The 16,433-nt window shown below is 67.1% G+C and carries 13 protein-coding genes; 7 read left to right on the top strand and 6 right to left on the bottom strand.

All coding sequences use genetic code 11. The features are described 5' to 3' along the window. The first annotated feature begins 55 nt into the window (after positions 1-55). Positions 56-1,405 carry an L-lysine 6-transaminase gene (gene lat / locus ACQP1G_RS40505; protein ID WP_433195141.1) on the top strand — a complete coding sequence of 450 codons (1,350 nt, stop codon included), beginning with the start codon at positions 56-58 and terminating at the stop codon, positions 1,403-1,405. Between the two features lie 173 nt (positions 1,406-1,578). Next, positions 1,579-2,823 carry a hypothetical protein gene (locus ACQP1G_RS40500; protein WP_433195139.1) on the top strand — a complete coding sequence of 415 codons (1,245 nt, stop codon included), beginning with the start codon at positions 1,579-1,581 and terminating at the stop codon, positions 2,821-2,823. A gap of 170 nt (positions 2,824-2,993) precedes the next feature. On the opposite strand, the gene ACQP1G_RS40495 is transcribed toward ACQP1G_RS40500, so the two are convergent. Beyond that, positions 2,994-3,332, bottom strand: a complete 339-nt coding sequence (locus ACQP1G_RS40495) for a hypothetical protein (RefSeq protein WP_433195137.1) — start codon at positions 3,330-3,332, stop codon at positions 2,994-2,996. Further along, on the bottom strand, positions 3,333-3,749 hold the full coding sequence (locus ACQP1G_RS40490) for a DUF1707 SHOCT-like domain-containing protein (RefSeq protein ID WP_433195135.1): 417 nt from the start codon (positions 3,747-3,749) through the stop codon (positions 3,333-3,335). Positions 3,750-3,968: 219 nt separating this feature from the next. On the opposite strand from ACQP1G_RS40490, the gene ACQP1G_RS40485 reads away from it, so the two are divergent. From ACQP1G_RS40485 to ACQP1G_RS40470, 4 genes are all read left to right on the top strand, one after another. Then, positions 3,969-6,419, top strand: a complete 2,451-nt coding sequence (locus ACQP1G_RS40485) for a protein kinase domain-containing protein (RefSeq protein WP_433195133.1) — start codon at positions 3,969-3,971, stop codon at positions 6,417-6,419. A gap of 562 nt (positions 6,420-6,981) precedes the next feature. Beyond that, positions 6,982-7,626, top strand: coding sequence for a cutinase family protein (locus ACQP1G_RS40480; protein WP_433195131.1), 645 nt, complete (start codon positions 6,982-6,984; stop codon positions 7,624-7,626). An 88-nt stretch (positions 7,627-7,714) separates the two neighbouring features. Further along, positions 7,715-8,071 carry a nitroreductase/quinone reductase family protein gene (locus ACQP1G_RS40475; RefSeq protein WP_433195129.1) on the top strand — a complete coding sequence of 119 codons (357 nt, stop codon included), beginning with the start codon at positions 7,715-7,717 and terminating at the stop codon, positions 8,069-8,071. Positions 8,072-8,275: 204 nt separating this feature from the next. Next, a complete protein-coding gene (locus ACQP1G_RS40470; protein ID WP_433195127.1) occupies positions 8,276-10,270 on the top strand; it encodes a protein kinase domain-containing protein in 1,995 nt (664 codons plus the stop codon). A gap of 591 nt (positions 10,271-10,861) precedes the next feature. On the opposite strand, the gene ACQP1G_RS40465 is transcribed toward ACQP1G_RS40470, so the two are convergent. The 3 genes from ACQP1G_RS40465 to ACQP1G_RS40455 all read right to left on the bottom strand — a co-directional run bounded on the left by ACQP1G_RS40465 (position 10,862) and on the right by ACQP1G_RS40455 (position 14,850). After that, complete coding sequence (locus ACQP1G_RS40465; RefSeq protein WP_433195125.1) at positions 10,862-11,812, bottom strand: patatin-like phospholipase family protein; 951 nt, start codon at positions 11,810-11,812, stop codon at positions 10,862-10,864. A gap of 78 nt (positions 11,813-11,890) precedes the next feature. Next, positions 11,891-13,696, bottom strand: coding sequence for an acetyl/propionyl/methylcrotonyl-CoA carboxylase subunit alpha (locus ACQP1G_RS40460; protein WP_433195123.1), 1,806 nt, complete (start codon positions 13,694-13,696; stop codon positions 11,891-11,893). A gap of 239 nt (positions 13,697-13,935) precedes the next feature. After that, entirely contained in the window at positions 13,936-14,850 is a 915-nt protein-coding gene (locus ACQP1G_RS40455; protein WP_433195121.1) for a sulfurtransferase, read from the bottom strand. A 167-nt stretch (positions 14,851-15,017) separates the two neighbouring features. Between ACQP1G_RS40455 and ACQP1G_RS40450 the strand changes: the two genes are divergently transcribed. Beyond that, on the top strand, positions 15,018-15,869 hold the full coding sequence (locus ACQP1G_RS40450) for a helix-turn-helix transcriptional regulator (RefSeq protein ID WP_433195119.1): 852 nt from the start codon (positions 15,018-15,020) through the stop codon (positions 15,867-15,869). Here the strand turns inward: ACQP1G_RS40450 and ACQP1G_RS40445 are convergent. Next, positions 15,795-16,430 (bottom strand): Maf family protein, encoded by a 636-nt coding sequence (locus tag ACQP1G_RS40445; RefSeq protein ID WP_433195118.1) that lies wholly within the window; start codon positions 16,428-16,430, stop codon positions 15,795-15,797. The genes ACQP1G_RS40450 and ACQP1G_RS40445 overlap by 75 nt on opposite strands. Positions 16,431-16,433: the final 3 nt, after the last annotated feature.

Below are 16,433 nucleotides of genomic sequence, written 5' to 3'. Positions count from 1 at the left end.
GAATTACTACGTTTGTTCTGTAGAACTTTCGTAAAGATTTCCGTACCCTACGGATGTGACCATCGAACTGGAGCGCACCCGCGCGGGGAGTGGCACTGCACCGGTCACCCCCGCCACCCGGGTACACGAGATCTTGTCTGCGCACATCCTCGCCGACGGATTCGACTTGGTGCTGGACCTATGGAAGTCCCGAGGCTGCCGGATCGTCGACGAACGTGACGGCAGCTCCTACCTGGATATGTTCGGCTTCTTCGCCTCGAATGCCCTTGGTATGAACCACCCGGCCCTGGCCGACGACGAAGAATTCCGTGCCGAACTGAGCGTGGCCGCGCTCAACAAACCGAGCAACTCCGATATCTACACCGTCGAAATGGCCCGTTTCGTCGAGACTTTCGTGCGTGTGCTCGGCGATCCCCGGCTACCGCACCTGTTCTTCATCGATGGCGGCGCACTCGCGGTGGAGAACGCGCTCAAGGTCGCGTTCGACTGGAAGAGCAGGCATAACGAATCTCACGGGCGGGCACCGGAACTCGGTACCAAGGTGCTGCATCTGACCGGAGCGTTCCACGGCCGCACCGGGTACACCATGTCGCTGACCAACACCGATCCGGTGAAGACGGATCGATTCCCCAAGTTCGATTGGCCGCGCATCGACGCACCGTACCTCGGCGCCGGTGTCGACATCGCCGCCGCCGAGGCGAACGCGCTCGACCAGGTGCGTCGTGCCTTCGCCGAAAACCCTGACGACATTGCGTGTTTCATCACAGAGCCGATCCAGGGCGAGGGTGGCGACCGCCATCTGCGTCCGGAATTCCTGCAGGCCGTACAGCGGCTCTGTCACAAGCACGACGCGCTGTTCATCCTCGACGAGGTGCAGACCGGTGTCGGGATGACCGGAACCACCTGGGCCTACCAGCAACTGGGGCTCGAACCGGATGTGGTCGCGTTCGGCAAGAAGACCCAGATCTGCGGTGTGATGGCGGGCGGGCGAGTGGACGAGGTGCCCGACAACGTCTTCGTCGTCAGCTCCCGAGTGAACTCCACCTGGGGCGGCAACCTGACCGATATGGTGCGCACCCGGCGCATTCTCGAGGTGCTCGAGCGGGACGAGTTGATCGAGCGGTCGCGGCCGCTCGGCGCGCATCTGCTGCGGCGTCTGGAACAGCTCGCCGCGGACCATCCTCGGGTCACCGAACCACGCGGGCGTGGGCTGATGTGCGCGATCACACTGGCCACGGCAGAGTTGCGGGACGAGGTGCTGACCGCGCTGCGGGAACGCGAGCATGTGCTGATTCTCGGCACGGGCGAGCGTGGCATTCGCTTCCGGCCGCCGCTCACCGTCACCGAGGCGGAGTTGGACTTCGTGGTCGACGCGCTCGATCGGGTGCTCAGCGACGCGGGGTAGTGGGGTCCGCCAGCGGGCCGGCATCGGAAATTTGACTGCCCGAGTGCACCTTTCCGGATGATTCGGGCAATCACTCGCTCCTCGGCGGTGATTGCCACGGAATCCGGGCGGCACCGCCTAGGCTTCGCACCCATGTCATCTCGTCTTCACCACCTCCTGGCACGGTGCAGCGCGTGAACCGACAGCGCAATCACCGGAGCTGCGCATCAAATGGCTGGACCAGAAGGTCTGCCACCCATCAACTACTCGCCTCGCTGACCGTCCTCGTGACGGTCGCGGGGTGCACCTCGAGCGAGGCCGGATCGGTGGGCATCGCGATTCCGCCGACCAGCACGGTCGTCGCCACCGCCGCGGCGCCGCCGCCGCACCCGGAGAACCTACTGCCCGGCATGCCGCCGCCATTGTCGCCGACCGATGTCTATGCCGCGGACCGGGAACTGAGCCCGGCGGTGGCCGACCATCGGCCGCTGGTCTACGTGCCGAATAGCGAATCGCATTCGGTCTCGGTGATCGATCCGGCCACCTTCCAGGTGATCGACAGCTATCCCGCGGGCGGTCGGGAGCCACAGCATGTGGTGCCGTCCTATGACATGCAGACGCTGTATGTCACTAATGATCTGCCGATCGGCGGGGGCAGCCTGCTGCCGATCGACCCGCGCACCGGCAAACCCGGTGCACCATTCCCGGTCCGCGATCCCTACAACATGTACTTCACGCCGGACGGTCAGTACGCGCTCGTTGTCGCCGAGGCGGATAAGTCGCTGGACTTCTATGATCCGCACACCTGGGAGAAGGTGCACGCGCTGGCGGTGCCCGACTGCGCGGGCGTCGACCATATGGACTTCACCGCCGACGGCCGATTCGCCCTGGCCAGTTGTGAATTCATCGGCCGGATGCTGGTCTTCGATGTCGCCGAGCGCACGGTGGTCAAGATGATCGATCTGCCGGGCGGGCGCGGCGGTAAACCGCAAGACGTCAAGCTCTCGCCGGACGGACGCACCTTCTTCATCGCCGATATGGTCGCCGATGGAATCTACACAATCGACGCATCGACGTGGGAGAACACCGGTTTCGTGCCGACCGGCCAGGGCGCGCATGGGTTGTACGTCACCCGTGACTCCAAACAGCTGCTCATCACCAACCGGCACGAAGGCAGCATCTCGGTATGGGATTTCGCGGCGAACAAGTTGGTGCACAAGTGGTACATCCCGGGCGGTGGCAGTCCGGATATGGGCAATCTCTCCGCGGACGGGCAGGTGTTCTGGGTTTCCGGTCGCCACCACGGTGAGGTGTACGCGATCGATATTGTGAACTGGAACCTGTTGGCGCGCATACCCGTTGGGCGTGGTGCGCACGGGCTCACCATCTGGCCACAGCCCGGTCGCTATTCCACCGGGCATACCGGCGTAATGCGCTAGCTGTGGTCGGCCGGTGTTGCCTTCGACTCCGCCGGTGAGAACCGACTCGAGGCACGCCAACCGTTGTCCGTGGATCTCGCGTGAGCGTGCACTTTTCGGTTCGAACGTGGCGATTCCTGCCGCATTCGGCCGAACGGTGCACGCTCAGGCCGGATCTGGTGCAGACCCCCTCAGCGCAGGCTGAGGCCGAGGCCGCCTTCGACGAAGCGTCGGACGGCGGTGGTGCCGGTTTCGAGGGCGGATTCGTAGCCCCGGCGGGCCCAGCCGGTGAGTTCGGCGGTGTCATCGGCTGTCGGCGTCACGACGATCTCCGCGACCAGTTCGGCCGTGGTGGGTTCGCATACGGCCCACGAGAAGTGGGTTTCGTCGGCCCACTGTTCGCTGCGGTGGGCGACATAGTCCGGATCGGTGATGCCGCCGTCGGCGAGGGCCGGGCGGTCATCGATGCGGTCGTCGGCGCGTAGGGCACGCAGGTACCAGGTGCCCGCATTGATTTCGACGGGTTCCATTCAGTCCTCGATCTCCCCGCGGCCGCGGCGGCGCTGGCGACGGCCCCGGTGCCGGTGCTCGTGCCGATCGCTGAACAGCAGCGCACCCGCCAGCGGGATGGCCAGGAACCAGAGCCAACTGCCGGTGACGAAGAAGAGGATGACGGCGAGGATCGGGATCACCGCCATCAGTCGCTCCGGCCATTCGTCGAGGAAACCGGAGTTGCGTTTGGCCGGGACCGCGGCGGCCCGGGCGGGCTCGGGCAGGTCGGTGAAGACTTTATCCAGGTCACCTCGGGTCAGCGCGGCCGCGACCACGGCGCTGCGCTCGTCGAACTCGGCCACGCTGAGCCGCCCGGCGGCGAAATGATCGGAGAGTCGCTGCATCGCGTGCTCACGCTCCACGGTGCCGATGCGGATCTCGGGCAGGTCACTCATAGCAGCAAGGCTAGCGGCTTTCGCTGAACCCGAACTCGCCGTCTCGCGGTACCGCCGTCGAGATATGCCGCAGCAGCGAGGTCGGCGAATTTCGCGGCGCCGAGGCGTCGGGTTACGACATGATCGGTCGGCCGCCGCATCAGTTTCACGGATTATGTGGTGCCGGTGTGGATTTCGGGTAACTCGACGATGAGTGCAAGGCTAGCGGGAGGTTTCGGAATGGGCGAGACGCGGTTCGGTCACTACCGCCTCGACCGGTTGCTCGGCAGCGGAGGTACCGGGCAGGTCTGGCTCGCTCGCGATACCGTCGCCGGCCGTGATGTCGCGCTGAAGGTGCTGGCCGCGACACACGCCGCGGATCCGACCTATCGGCTGCGGTTCACCAGGGAGGCACGCCTGGCGGCCCACGTCCCGGGGCCGCATATGGTGCCGATCCACACCTTCGGTGAACTCGAGGGCTGCCTATACATCGACATGGAATTCATCGAGGGCACCGACCTCGCCGCTCTGCTGCGCCGCGACGGGCCGATGTCTCCAGCGAAGGCGGTGGCGATCATCGGGCAGACCGCGATGGCGCTCGACACCGCCCACCGGGCGGGCCTGGTGCACCGCGACGTCAAACCGTCCAACATCATGGTGAGCTCCTGCGGTTTCGTCCGCCTGATCGATTTCGGCATCGCGCACCGGATCGACCAGCCAACCATTACGGCCCACGGCAATGTGGTCGGCACCCTGGCATATATGGCGCCGGAGCGCTTCAGCGGCGTCACCGACACCCGCGCCGACCAGTACTCACTCGCCTGCGTCCTATACGAATGCCTAACCGGCGAAAGACCTTTCGGCAACATCGATACCCCGCGGCAGTTCCACGCCCATCTGATGGCCGATCCACCTCGTGCCGGCGCCCTGAATCCCGCGGTGCCCGCGGCTCTCGATGCCGCAATAACACGCGCCATGGCCAAGGATCCTCGCGAGCGCTGGTCCAGCGCAGGCGAATTCGCGTGCGCCGCCTACATCGCCAGCGCCGGCCGCGAGGCGTCGACGGTCGAGATCGCGGCGGTGACTTCGCCGATCACCCGCCCACTCTCCGAAGGGTGGCGGGCGGATGTGGTGGAGTCGTGGGGTGCGGGTGCGCCGGCGGCCGAGTCGCCGTGCGCGCATGCGGTGGAGTCGCCCGGGGCGACCGAGTCGCGGTGCGCGGTGGAGTCGCGAGGCGGGGCCGCGGTTGGCGGGCGGCGTGCGGGTGCGGTCGGGTCGTGGGGTGTGGGTATGGCTGGGTTGCGGCGCGTGCCGGCGGCCGAGTCAGGGGGCGCGGTGGCGTCGCCGCATTCGGCTGCGGTCGGGACGTGGGGTGCGGGCGCGGTGGAGTCGCCGGGTGCGGCAGTAGTGGGGTCGCGGTGCGCGTGCGTGGTGAAGTTGCCCGGGGCGACGGAGTCGGCGTGCGCAGGGGAGTCGCAAGGCGGGGCTGCGATTGGCGGGCCTTGCGCGGGCGTGGTCGAGTCGTGGGCGGCGGGTGCGGAAGGTGTGAGGGGCGTGCCTGCGACCGAGTTGGGGTACGCGGTGGAGTCGCCGGGTGCTGCCGCCGTTGAGGCGCGGGATGTGAGTGTCGTCGGGACGCGTGGTGTGGGTGCGGTGGCGTCGCCGAATTCCTCTGCGGCCGTGGCGTGGAGTGCTGGTGCGGTCGAGTCGCCGGGCGTGGCTGGGGTTGGGTCGCGGGGTGTGGGTTCGGTCGGCTCGCCCGGTGTGGTTGGGGCGCAGGGTGCTGGTGCGGTGGCGTCGCCGAATTCGGCTGCGGTCGATTTTCAGGATGCGAGTGCGGTGGAGGCGTCGGAATCGGTCCAGTCGTGGGGTGCGGCCGCGGTCGGATCACGGGATATCCCTGCGGTCGGGTCGCGGGATGTGGGCCCGGTCGACTCGCCCGGTGTGGCTGCGGAGGGGGCGCGGGATGTGGCTGCGGTTGGCGCGCGGGGTGCAGTGGGGTCATGGGGTGCGGCTGCGGCGGGGTCTCGGCATGGGAGTGCGGTTGGGTCGCGGGGTGGGGATGCGCTGGGGTCGTGGGAGGCGGGTGCGGTTGGGGCGCGGGGGACGGTCCCGTGGGGTGGTACGGAGGCAGGGGATCCGGGTGCGAAGAGGCGGAGTGGCGGGTGGGCGGGCGAGCCGACGCGGGGTGCTGAAGCGTTGAGTGATCGCGACGTCGTATGGGGAGTTGGTCCGGGGCACGCGGCTGCAGCTATGGCGGCGCTTGTCGCCCTCATCGGGCTGGCGCTCTGGGTGGGGCGACCCGGAGGCGCCGAAACAGCCTCTGCCGCACCGTCATCCGCCCGGCCGACGCCGACTCATCCGGGCCCGGCACTGGGATCGCTCCCGGCCGAGTCGGCACATGCGGCGGCGCCGAACGCGTCGATCCCGGTTGCCGGACAGCCGTGCAATCCTGATGTCGACGTCGATGCCGTTGCCGCAGACGGCACCCCGCTTGCGTGTCGGTCCGTCGGTGGCCGCATGGCGAACTGGATTCCGACGCAGCCTTCTGGCGGCGGCCCGAAACCCGACGGCTCGCCATCGTCCTCCGGACCAGCGGCCTCCGGAAACCCAGGCAACAGCGATCCCGGTGACGACAAGCCGAGCAGCGGCAAGCCCGGTCACGGCAACCGCCACAAGCCCGGCAAGTAGGCGTCGCTCGGCGAACACTCGGCCCGGGGCAGTGGATCTCTGGCGGTTCGCTCAGCGGCGATTCGAGTGACGATAAGCCGGAGTAATGGCGCTGGCACTGGACCTGCCACTCAGCGCGGTGGACCTGCACGCCATGGCCATTCCGATTGGTGGCTGGATCTTCTGTTCCTACTGGATCGGCCGGCAGGGTGGGCGCTGGTCTTGCCGCAGTCGGTGGACCTGCTCGGTCTCGGTCATTCCGATTGGTGGCTGGATCTTCTGTTCCTATTGGATCGGCCGGCAGGGTGCGCGCCGGTCTTGCCGCAGTCGGTGGACCTGCTCGGTCTCGGTCATTCCGATTGGTGGCTGGATCTTCTGTTCCTATTGGATCGGCCAGCAGGGTGCGCACCGGTCTTGCTGCAGTCGGTAGGCCTGAGCAGGGGATGTTGGCTGTGGCTGTCGCCGCCGTTGTCCCTCGTAGCGGAGTACATTGTAATTTGTCTCTGACAAGTGTCACTCGACGCCGCACAATGACGTGTGGCCGGAGGAAGCACTTCTCACAACGGCGTGAGAGGTGAGGAAAATGGGCGACCGAAAGGTGGGTCGGTTCAAAAACTGGCGGATGGCATCGGCGTTCGCGGTCTTGCTGATCGCAGCGAGTGTCATGCTCGCTCCGCACTCGGCGGCACAATCGTGTGCAGCCGTGGATCTGGTGGTGGCGAAGGGAACCCAGGAACCCGGGTATCTCGGAACCATCGTCGGTGATCCGCTGTACGCCGCGATGCGGGAGGCGCTACCGATGAGCGTGGGTGCGTATCCGGTGCACTACGCTGCGAATTTGACGGATCTGTCGTCAGTGGGCGCCGGTAGCGCGGATCTGGTCGCACACGTCGCCGCTCGAGCCGCGGCATGCCCGGACGAGGAGTTCATCCTGGCTGGCTACTCGCTGGGCGCGGGCGTGGTGCACGCCGCACTCGGCACCGTCGCCGGACTGCCGGGTGTGGTGCGGCTGCCCGATGAGCTCGTCGACCGCGTGGTCGTCGTACTGCTCTTCGGCGACCCGCTGCGCCTGATCGGGTGGCCCGTTCCCGACCGATACCTGAACCGCACCGCCGATTTCTGTGCGGCCGGCGACCCGGTATGCGGCGGGGGAGCCGACCCCAATGCGCACACCTACTACGCCGATTTCATCGGCGCCGCAGTGGGATTCAGCGCTGCGCATGTCTAGCATTCGCTCCTCGCGCTGTATGCCGCCCTGCTCCACGCACGGCGGTCCGCTAGTTTTGTGATCGATACTTCGGTGATCAGGAGATTCGATGGAGCTCAGAGCGGTGGTCGGACCGATTGCGCGCGGATTCAACGCGGGGGTCATGGCGTTGACCAAGGCGCCGTGGATCGGGCCTCGGGTGGGTCGGGCGATCACCGAGATCACTTACGTCGGCCGACGTTCCGGGCGCACCATCAGCACACCGGTGGGCTTTCGACGCTCTGGCGATGAGATCACCATCGCCATCGCCCTGCCGGACCAGAAGACGTGGTGGCGCAACTTCCTCGGCGCGGGCGGCCCCATCTCGCTGCAGCTGGACGGCGCCGAACGATCCGGGCACGCCGTCGCCCGACGCGACGATAAGGGTCGTGTCAGCGTCAGTGTGCGCCTGAACGAGGTTGATTAGCCCGCAGCCAACGGTGTTATCCGCAGGGTTGCCCTGAAGACCGATCGTGTCGAGGTCTGGGGTGTGCCTGAGTAGGAGTACGTAGGGGACGTCACACTGGTCGAGGGGGCGGGGCGGGGCTAGGGTCGGGATAGGTTCGGGCGATGCGGTTTCGATCGGGTTGCCGCCCCACTCCGCAACGGCGCGGCCACCGGGAGGTCAGTGATGGGGGAACAGTTCGGGAAGTACCGGCTCGACCGTTTGCTCGGCCGGGGTGGCATGGGGGCGGTGTGGCTGGCGCGTGATACCGACACCGGACGCACGGTCGCGCTGAAGGTGTTGGCGGAGCGGGTGGCCGCCGATGCGGAGTATCGGCAGCGGTTCGAGCGGGAGGCGCGGCTCGGCGCGAGTCTGCGACATCCGCATATTGTGCGAATTCACGGGTTCGGTGAGCTCGACGGCCGGTTGTTCATCGATATGGAATACATCGATGGCATCGACCTGGCCGAGATGCTGGCCCGGGTCGGCACATTGACACCCATCGCCGCCGTGGACTTCGTGACGCAGGCGGCCTCGGGTCTGGATGCCGCGCATCGGGCCGGGCTGATCCACCGTGACGTCAAACCGTCGAACATCCTGGTCGGCACCGATGGGCAGGCGTATCTCATCGACTTCGGCATCGCCAAGAGCGTGGGCCAAACGTCCGTCACCGCCACCGGCATGGCCATCGGCAGCTGGGCTTATATGGCACCGGAACGCTTCAACGGCACCGTCGACGCCCGCTCCGACGTCTACTCACTCGCCTGTGTGCTCTACGAATGCCTGACCGGCCGCCGCCCCTACGGTGACACCGACCCGGCCCATCAAATGCACGGCCACCTGATGACCACCGCACCCCACGCATCGACAGTGAACCCCGCGGTGCCCACGGAATTGGATGCGGTCATCGCCCGCGGCATGGCCAAGGACCAGGCCAACCGCTATCCGACGGCACGCGAGTTCGCCGCCGCGGCATATGCGGCGACCGCCCTGTCACGTCTGGCGCACGAGCCCGCGCCGCGATCGTCACGGGCCGAATCGGCAACACTCTCGGCTGCGTCGGACCAGCCACTGGCTGCGCCGTCCATGCTGGTGCAGCCGAAACCAGCGCAACCGCACGCGCAGGCACACCCGCCGATGCCGCACACGCATATCCAGACGGCGTTGCCGCAGACGGTGACTCCGCAGCGACTGGTGGCGGATCAGCAGCCGAGTCCGACGCGGGTGCAGACGTGCGCACCGATGTCATCGGGGGAATCCTCAGCACCGCTGGTCAAATCGTTGCCGAAGCCGCTTGCTCCGACCGAGGTGTTGCCGGAACCCGGTCCGACGCCGACGCTGGTGGCTACCCGATTGGACCCCGCGCCGCCTTTCATCCCGGTGGGAAGTGCTGTACCGCAACAGAATTCGCCGTGGTCACCGAATCGTGCCGCGGTCCCGCCGAGATCGGTCGTCCGCCCGCCTTCCGCGGCCCAACCGGTTGTGCCGCAACCGAAGCGGGCTGCGCACGTGCGGGTGGCACCGCGCTGGACCGTCTCGCAGCGCCGTCCATGGATCGCGCCGCCCCCGCGCCGGGCGGTACGGCGTCGGCCACGGCGTAAGTCCTTCGTGTCCAGGGTGATCGGTGCGCTCGTCGTCATGTTCCTGACCCCCTTCATGCTGGCGGCGGGCTGTGCGGCGCTGGTCGCGTTCGGCAATACCGGCAGTGGCGGCGGCTCGCGCACGGCCGATCCGTCGGTCGCGGTGCGCGATGGTGACACGGCGCAATCGGCCGAACCACCCGCGCCGGTGCTCTCCGGTCTGAATACACCGGTGCGGGACGGCAAGTTCGAATTCGTGGTCACCGCGGTGGATTCCGGAGTCTCGCGGATCGGGCTGCAGAATGCCAGCGGTTCCTACTCCGTCGTCACGGTCGCCGTGCGCAATATCTCCGACGAGCCGAAGTGGTTCCTGCCCTTGGGTCAACGCCTCGTCGACACTCAGGGCCGCGAGGTCGATCACAATGCGATCGCGACCATGTGGCAGACCACCCAGCGCCGCTACGGCTACTCGTTCGAACTCCAGCCCGGCCAGTCCGCCACGACCCAACTGGTCTTCGACATCCCGCACGACGCCGCCCCGAGCCAACTCGAATTACACGACTTCATGCTCTCCAACGGCGCGACCATCAACCTGAATTGACCTGCGCCACAAGCTGGACAGCTGCTTCCCCGAACTCACCGGGCCGGTCGCGAACCACAGCCGGATCGTCAATACCCACCCGTGCGGCACCACATCGCGGGCCGCGGTGTCTGCCGCTCGGCGACCCGAGCAGCAGGCGAATCCGTACCACCGAACTCGCCCGACGCCCCAGCCCGGATGGTCGGGATCAGTGGACCGCAGCGATACGAGCGCGTGCTGTCGGCCGAGTCGACCAGGACGTGCAGGGCCGCTGCACGGCGGTCGATGGTCGGTGTCTCGGCGAGTAAGCAGTGTCGCGTGTGGTGCTGTCGAAGTCGGGAAGCCGTGGGTTCAGCGCGTGCTGTCGGCCGAGTCGACCAGGGCGGCCAAGGACGCGTGCCCGGCTTGGCGGTGGATGGTCGGTGCTTCGGCGAGCAAGGCGGTGTCGCGCGTGGTGCTGTCGAAGTCGGGAAGCCGCAGGTTCAGTATGTGGTGTCGGTCGAGTCGACCAGGGCGTGCAGGGCCGCTGTACGGTTTGGCGGCCGATGGTCGGTGTCTCGGCGAGCAACGTGGTGTCGCGCGTGGTGCTGTCGAAGTCGGGAAGCTGCGGGTTCAGCGCGTGCTGTCGGCCGAGTCGACCAGGGCGGCCAAGGACGCGTGCACGGTTTGGCGGCCGATGGTCAACGCCTCGGCGAGTAAGGCGGTGTCGCGCGCCGCACTGTCGATGTTCGGGGCGCCGAGGGGTGGGTGGACCTGGAGGACCGCGTCACCGAGGCCAGCGAGGAAGCGGTCCTCGATGGATTGCTGGTGCGGTCGCTGTAGCCAGGCACGATAGGCCCCCGGGGCTCGCACGCGCAGGTAGCCGCCCCCGACGACCTGATGCAAACGGGAGGCGGGCGGGCGGTGTTCGTCGGTGCGACGGGTGCGCAGCACCAGAGCATGCGTCGCACCGTTGCGAACCGCGGTGCGAATAGGCACGGTTTCGGCGAGCCCGCCGTCGAGGTACTCGGCATCGCCCAGCGGCACCGGGGGTCCCGCGAGTATCGGCAGCCCGGCGGAGGCCCGCAGCGCGGTCATCAGGGTGCGTTTGTCGATGATGTGGCGGTGCAGGTCGACGGCGTGCCCGGTGCGGATATCGGTGCCGATGGGGTGAAAGGTGGTGGCATTGGCCAGAATCGCCGGAAAGTCCATGGGCTCGATGCCGTCGTACACCTGGTGCACCAGGTAGTCCAGGTCGAACGCGGGGCGTCCGCGCAGCAGTCGAGCCGGATCGACCGCGCGCCGCATGATCACCGGATCGGTCCAGGAGCGCATGCCGGACAGGGCCCGCCCGGACAGCAGCCACGCGCCATTGATCGCACCCGCCGAAGTGCCGTATACCGCGTCGAAGATCGAGGCGAGCCCGAGCTCCTCCAGCGCCTGCACCATTCCGCTGGAGTACACGCCCCGACTGCCACCGCCCTCGATGACCAGGGCGAGGCGATATCCGTCGGCACGGCTCGCTGATTCACGTCGGCCGCGGATGACCTCCGCGACAGTGGGCACGACGGTAGAGCTGGTCACCGAACCACGATACGACAGAGCGGGCGCGGACGTCGTTGTCCAGCGCCCGCTCCGAAGCGGTCTTCGCCAGCTGTTTACTTATTTGATCTCGGCGAGCACCGTGCCCTGGGTGATGGCCGCCCCCGCCTCGACGGACAGTCCGGTGACCACGCCCGCCTTGTGCGCGTTGACCGGGTTCTCCATCTTCATGGCCTCGAGCACCACGATCAGATCGCCCGCCTCGACGGACTGGCCCTCTTCGACCGCGACCTTCACCACGGTGCCCTGCATCGGCGCGGTGACCGCGTCACCGGAGGCCGCACCGGCACCCGCGCCGCCACGCTTGCGCGGCTTGGGCTTCTTGCGGACCACTCCGACGCCATTGCCGCCCGTACCCGCGACACCGGCACCGGCGGTGAAGCTGCCGGGCAACGACACCTCGACTCGACGCCCACCGACCTCGACGACGACCTTCTGCCGCGGCAGATCCTCGTCCTCGTCCTCGGTGACACCGGCTGGGGTGTAGGGCTCGACGTTGTTGACCCAGTCGGTTTCGATCCACTTGGTGTAGATGTCGAACTTCTCGCCGTCACCGATGAACGCCGGATCCTCGACGATCGCGCGGTGGAACGGGATGACCGTGGCCAACCCCTCGACGTGGAACTCGGCCAGCGCGCGCCGGGCCCGCTGCAGCGCCTGCTCACGGTTCTCGCCGGTGACGATCAGCTTGGCCAGCATCGAGTCGAACTGACCGCCGATAACGCTGCCCTGCACCACACCGGAGTCGACGCGCACACCCGGACCGCTCGGTTCGGAGTAGACCGCGACCGGGCCGGGGGCGGGCAGGAAGCCGCGACCGGCGTCTTCGCCGTTGATCCGGAATTCGAAGGAGTGCCCGCGCGGCGTCGGATCCTCCTTGATCGCCAGCTCATGGCCCTCGGCGATGCGGAACTGCTGACGCACCAGGTCGATGCCCGCGGTCTCCTCGGTGACCGGGTGCTCGACCTGCAGACGGGTGTTCACCTCGAGGAACGACACGGTATCGCCCTGCACCAGGTACTCCACGGTGCCAGCACCGTAGTAACCGGCCTCCTTACAGATGGCCTTGGCCGAAGCGTGGATGCGCGCGCGCTGATCGTCGGTGAGGAACGGCGCGGGGGCCTCCTCGACCAACTTCTGGAACCGGCGCTGCAGCGAGCAGTCACGGGTACCGGCCACCACTACGTTGCCGTGCTGGTCGGCGATGACCTGCGCCTCGACGTGGCGGGCCTTGTCCAGGTACTGCTCGACGAAGCATTCGCCACGACCGAAGGCGGCGATCGCCTCGCGGGTCGCCGATTCGAACAGCTCCGGGATCTCCTCGATGGAGTGCGCGACCTTCATACCGCGGCCACCGCCACCGAAGGCGGCCTTGATCGCGACCGGCACGCCGTACTGCTCGGCGAACTCGACCACTTCGGCGGCGTTCTTGACCGGATCCTTGGTGCCAGCGGCCATCGGTGCCTTGGCGCGTTCGGCGATGTGGCGCGCGGTGACCTTGTCACCGAGGTCGCGGATGGACTGCGGGGAGGGGCCGATCCAGATCAGCCCGGCGTCGATGACAGCCTGGGCGAAGTCGGCGTTCTCGGAGAGGAATCCGTAGCCGGGGTGGATGGCGTCGGCGCCGGACTTGGCAGCGGCGTCGAGGATCTTGTCGAAGACGAGGTACGACTCGGCCGAGGTCTGCCCGCCCAGGGCGAAGGCCTCGTCGGCGAGTTTCACGAATGGGGCATCGGCATCGGGCTCGGCGTACACCGCGACACTGCCGATACCGGCATCCTTGGCCGCCCGGATCACGCGAACGGCGATCTCGCCTCGGTTAGCTACGAGTACCTTCGATATCCGCGCGCTGGCATGGCTGGGCACTGAGCCTCCTGTTAGCAATCTTTTTGGTCGCCCCGTGGTCGACAAACTTACGTCTCGGGCGAGTGTAGGCAGTCTGCCAACAGACGCTGAACTCGGATAGCCCTACTCAACAGTAGGTCGCGGATCACACCCCGCGGCGTCGGCGTCGGGAACGGAGGTGGCGGCCCACATGATCACGGAGCGCCCGCGCATGCCGCAGATCGGATTGAGCGGTCGCGTGTGCTCGGCGCCGGTCAGGTCTACCTGGTGCGGACCTTACGTGCACTGCCTGCTGGTGCATCGCCGGGTTCATACCCCTTGGCAATCGGCATGCGCACCGAGTTACCCCATTCGGTCCAGGAGCCGTCGTAATTGCGCACGGTGTCGAAGCCGAGCAGATAAGTCAATACGAACCAGGTATGGCTGGATCGCTCGCCGACCCGGCTGTAGACCATCAGATCGTCCGCGGTCGCCAGCGCACCGTAGGTCTCGTCCAATTCGGTGCGGGCACGGAAGCGGCCGTCGCCATTGAAGGCCTCGGTCCACGGAATGTTGACCGCGGTCGGGATATGCCCGCCGCGTAATGCCGCGTCCTCCGGATTGACCGGCGGCTGGATCAGCTCGCCGGAATACTCCTCGGGTGAGCGCACATCGATCAGCGGCTTGCCGAGGTGCGCGAGCACATCCTCGCGGAACGCGCGCACGGTGCTGTCGTCGCGCCGAACCGTGGGGTACTCGCTGCGCAGCAGATAGGGCAGGTCGAAGGTGGTGTCGCGGGCCTCGGAGATCCACGCGTCCCGGCCGCCGTCGAGCAGCCGCACATCCGGATGCCCGAACAGGGTGAAGACCCAGAACGTGTGCGCTGCCTGCGCGTTGCCGCGATCGCCGTAGATCACCACGGTATCGTCGCGCTCGATTCCCTTGGCGCGCATCAACTCGGTGAACCGGGCACCGTCGATATAGTCACGCGTAACCGGATCGTTCAGGTCGCCCCGCCAATCGATCTTGGTGGCGCCGGGAACGTGTCCGATGTCATAGAGCAGGATGTCCTCGTTGGACTCGATGATCTTCAGCCCTGGCGTGCCGATGTTTGCCGACAGCCACTCTGTGGTTACTAGTCGGTGAGGATGTGCGTAAGAACCGAAGGCGCGATGAGGGTCCGGGGCAACGGGCACGATATGGGTCCTTCACACGAGGTAGACGGGTGGTTACAGCGGTTCGGGTCTCACAGAGATGGTAGGTGTGAGGCGTTATGGAAACTCGTTTCAGATCACAAATCGGCTGAATGGGCGAATAAATCGCACCCTCATCCGATAAAGTCTCCCGGGAGGAGGGGTGAGCTATGTCCGATTCTTGGCCGAGGCGTCGACTGCTCGCGATCCTACGTGGCGCCAGCGAACCTCTCGACGCACAAGAACTGGCCAGAATCACCGGACAGCACGTCACCACTGTTCGGTTCCATCTGGATGTACTCACCAGGGAATCGCTGGTGCGGCAATTCCAGCAGCCCCCGCGCGGCCGTGGTCGCCCGCGGATCGGCTATAGCGCGGTTCAGCGATCGGTCGGTTATCAGGACCTGGCCCAGGTACTCGCCGATCAACTCGGCCCGGATCCGCGGCGTCGCTCCGAGGCGGCCATCGCCGCCGGGCGCGCCTGGGGTGCGAAGCTCGATGCGGGCGATCATGCGGTCGAATCGCTGGAGGACGCCAAGGACGTCACCATGACGCTGCTGTCCGAGCTCGGATTCGCCCCGGAACGCGATCCGGCCGCCGAGACCACCGAACAGGTCCTGATCCGGCTGACCGCCTGCCCGCTGCGTGAACTCGCGCGCACCCACTCCGAAGTGGTGTGCGGTGTGCATCTGGGCCTGATGAAAGAGGTCCTGGACCGCAATGGTGCGCGGGGCGAGGTGAATGTCCGGCTGCACCCATTCGTCGAGCCGGAGCTCTGCCTGGTCCGTTTGGAGCTGATGGCCGGACGGCCGGACCAGGAGTCGCGGCGCGACCAAGAGGTCCGGCGGGAGCCGGAGCACGACCGCGAGGCGACGCCGGTGCCGATCGGCGTGGAGGCCGGGGCGGAGCCGAGGTCGGGCGGCGGGGAGCCGCGGATCGTACCGCCGTCAGCGGGCCGAATGGCTCCACAACTGCGCAATGCCGACCCCAACGTCGCCAAGCAGTCGGCGCAGCAGTGGTAATCCGATTCCGATAACGCTCGACGGATCGCCGTCGATGCGATCGACGAACCAACCGCCCATACCGTCGAGCGTGAACGCGCCCGCCACCTGCAAGGGCTCGCCGGTCGCGATATAGGCGTCCAGCTCTTCTGGTTCCGGTTTGGCGAAATGCACTGTGGTGGAACTGCAGTCGACGGCTTCGGCGACGACATCGCCGTCCTGTAGCCGCAGTACGCAGTGCCCGGTGATGAGATCGGCACTGCGCCCGGCTATTTCGGCCCAGCGGGATCGCGCGACCTCGGGAGTATGTGGCTTGCCCTGCAATTCGCCGTCGACGAGCAGCATCGAATCGCAGCCCACCACAACGCAATCCGTGGCGAAGTCCGGAATCGTCGCGGCCACCGAGTGGGCCTTGGCCCGCGCCAGCTCGACTACTACGACCTCGGGCGCCGTACCGGGCGGCAGTGCCGCGGCAACGGCGTCCTCGTCGACATCGGAGACCCGGACGACGGGGTCGATGCCCGCCGAGCGGAGCACCTCGCGGCGGGCGGGCGACGCGGAGGCGAGAACGAGTCTCGTCATCCG

It is taken from the genome of Nocardia sp. CA-107356 (assembly GCF_050946365.1).
In the GTDB taxonomy this organism is placed as follows: domain Bacteria; phylum Actinomycetota; class Actinomycetes; order Mycobacteriales; family Mycobacteriaceae; genus Nocardia.
This window is presented reverse-complemented; position numbering and strand designations above follow the sequence as displayed.

Bases quoted from the DNA above. Each gene is read 5' to 3' on its own strand.
- ACQP1G_RS40450 (WP_433195119.1), top strand. From the start codon at position 15,018: ATGTCCGATTCTTGGCCGAGGCGTCGACTGCTCGCGATCCTACGTGGC.
- ACQP1G_RS40495 (WP_433195137.1), bottom strand. From the start codon at position 3,332: ATGGAACCCGTCGAAATCAATGCGGGCACCTGGTACCTGCGTGCCCTA.
- ACQP1G_RS40480 (WP_433195131.1), top strand. From the start codon at position 6,982: ATGGGCGACCGAAAGGTGGGTCGGTTCAAAAACTGGCGGATGGCATCG.
- ACQP1G_RS40470 (WP_433195127.1), top strand. From the start codon at position 8,276: ATGGGGGAACAGTTCGGGAAGTACCGGCTCGACCGTTTGCTCGGCCGG.
- ACQP1G_RS40490 (WP_433195135.1), bottom strand. From the start codon at position 3,749: ATGAGTGACCTGCCCGAGATCCGCATCGGCACCGTGGAGCGTGAGCAC.
- ACQP1G_RS40445 (WP_433195118.1), bottom strand. From the start codon at position 16,430: ATGACGAGACTCGTTCTCGCCTCCGCGTCGCCCGCCCGCCGCGAGGTG.
- ACQP1G_RS40485 (WP_433195133.1), top strand. From the start codon at position 3,969: ATGGGCGAGACGCGGTTCGGTCACTACCGCCTCGACCGGTTGCTCGGC.
- ACQP1G_RS40475 (WP_433195129.1), top strand. From the start codon at position 7,715: ATGGAGCTCAGAGCGGTGGTCGGACCGATTGCGCGCGGATTCAACGCG.